The organism is Georgenia sp. 311 (assembly GCF_006151955.1).
GTDB classification, from domain to species: domain Bacteria; phylum Actinomycetota; class Actinomycetes; order Actinomycetales; family Actinomycetaceae; genus Oceanitalea; species Oceanitalea wutianyii.
Map to the genome: position 1 here is coordinate 4,482 of NZ_VDFS01000034.1, position 1,925 is coordinate 6,406.

Annotated in this window: 2 protein-coding genes; both read right to left on the reverse strand. The window is 73.9% G+C overall.

Features of this window, described 5'->3' with window-relative positions; translation table 11 throughout:
- A partial coding sequence (locus FHE66_RS05750; protein WP_139072031.1) for an ABC transporter permease occupies window positions 1-795 on the reverse strand: 795 nt, incomplete at its 3' end.
- A gap of 50 nt (window positions 796-845) precedes the next feature.
- Entirely contained in the window at window positions 846-1,823 is a 978-nt protein-coding gene (locus tag FHE66_RS05755) for an ABC transporter ATP-binding protein (protein WP_139072021.1), read from the reverse strand.
- Between the last annotated feature and the right edge of the window lie 102 nt (window positions 1,824-1,925).

Below are 1,925 nucleotides of genomic sequence, written 5' to 3' on the forward strand. Positions count from 1 at the left end.
CTGGGTCGCGACGGCCCCGAGGACCGCCCACACGAGGAGCGCGGCGATCGGCTGGGTGACGTCGGCGAGGGCACCGGAGGACACCGTGCCGTCGAGGGCGACGGCGCCGAGCCCGTGCTGCATGAGCGCGACCACCGGGTACATCGGGGTCCACTGCGCGACCCGCTCGACGAGGTCGGGCAGGACGTGCAGCGGCACGGCCAGCCCGGACAGGGCCATGGCGGCGAGGAGGACGGGCAGCGTGGTGAGCTGGGCCGTCTCCACGGTGCGGGTGAGCCCGGAGGACGCCGTCGCGAGGAGCGTGAAGACGACGATCCCGCCGACGACCGCGAGTGCCACCAACGCCGGGTTCTGCACGCCCGGCAGCTCGAACCAGATGCCGGACGCGACGACGCCGAGGACGAGCTGGGCCAGGAGGATGACCACCGCGGGAGTCGCGGTGGCGACGACGATCTCGGTTCGGGAGACGTCCCCGGTGAGCAGCCGCTTGAGGACGAGCTCCTCGCGGCGGGCGACGATCGTCGTCGTGAGGTTGTAGTAGACGACGATGACGAGCGCGATGGCCGCGAGGCTCGTGACGAGCATCCCGGCGATGGCGCTGCCGGCGCCGTCGGGCACGAGGTCGAGCGCGGCGAGGAAGACGACCGTGAGCGGCGCGAGCGCCACGGCGTTGAACAGGGTGGTGCGGTTGCGCACGAGCAGGGTGAGCTCGGCGCGGACGAGGGACATGATGCGGGCGGTGCGCCCGGCGCGTGGCGCGGAGGCCGTGGCCGGGGCGAGGGCTGTGGCGGTCATGGTGTGGTCCTTTGCGGAAGTCTGCTGTCGCGAGTGGGTGGGGTGGCGGGTCAGGCGTTCGCGGGGGCGAGGGCCTCGGCCGCGGCGGCCTCCCCCTCGTTCGCGACGGCGAGGAACGCACGCTCGAGGGAGGCGTGGCTCGCCTCGAGGTTGGTCAGCGCCTCACCGGCGGTGTTCGCCCGCTCGAGGAGCGCGGCGAGGGTGACCTGCAGGTCGAGCGACTCGATCTCCACGAGCCCGGTGCGGCTGCGCCCGGCGGTGAGCAGGGCGGGCAGGCCGTGGAGCGTGCGCGGGTCGGCGAGGTCGCCGGCCGTGGTGCGGTAGCGGATCCGGGCGGGCTCATCGGCGACGATCTCGGCGACCGTGCCGGTGCGGACGATCTCCCCGCGGTGCATGATCGCCAGCCGGTCGGCGAGCTCCTCGGCCTCCTCGAGGTAGTGCGTCGTGAGGACGACGGTCGTGCCGGCCTCGAGCAGGTTGCGCACGAGCTCCCACGCGGCCCGGCGGGACTGCGGGTCCAGGCCGGTGGTCGGCTCGTCGAGGAAGAGGATCTCCGGGCGGCCCATGACGGCCAGCGCGAGGTCGAGCCGGCGGCGCTCACCGCCGGACAGCGACTTCACCTGGACGCCGGCCCGGTGGCCGAGGTCGACGAGGTCGAGCGCGGCGGCGACGGGCATCGGGGAGCCGAGCGTCCCGTGCCACATGCGCGCGGTCTCCTCGGTGGTGAGGTCGGCGGGGAACCCGGCCTCCTGGAGCATGATCCCGGTGCGGGGCCGCACCAGGTGCCGGTCACGGTAGGGATCCTCCCCCAGCACCCGGACGGTGCCGGCGCTCGCCGGGGCGATGCCCTCGACGACCTCGAGCAGGGAGGTCTTGCCCGCGCCGTTCGTGCCGAGGAGCGCGAAGAGCTCCCCGCGGCGCACTGTGAGGTCCACGCCCCGCACGGCGGTGAACGCGGAGGAGCCGGTGCCGTAGCGGCGCTGGACTCCCGAGACGGTGATGACGGAGCTGGTGTCGGTGGTGGTCATGGCTCCACCTTCCCCCGCGTTCCGGGCGCCCGGCAGTGCAGGGTGTCATCGGCTCCGGTGGACGACACACGGCCCGGCGATGACGTTTGTCATCGCCGGGCC

Excerpts from the sequence above, each read along its gene's own strand:
- FHE66_RS05755 (WP_139072021.1), bottom strand. The coding sequence starts at position 1,823 with ATGACCACCACCGACACCAGCTCCGTCATCACCGTCTCGGGAGTCCAG.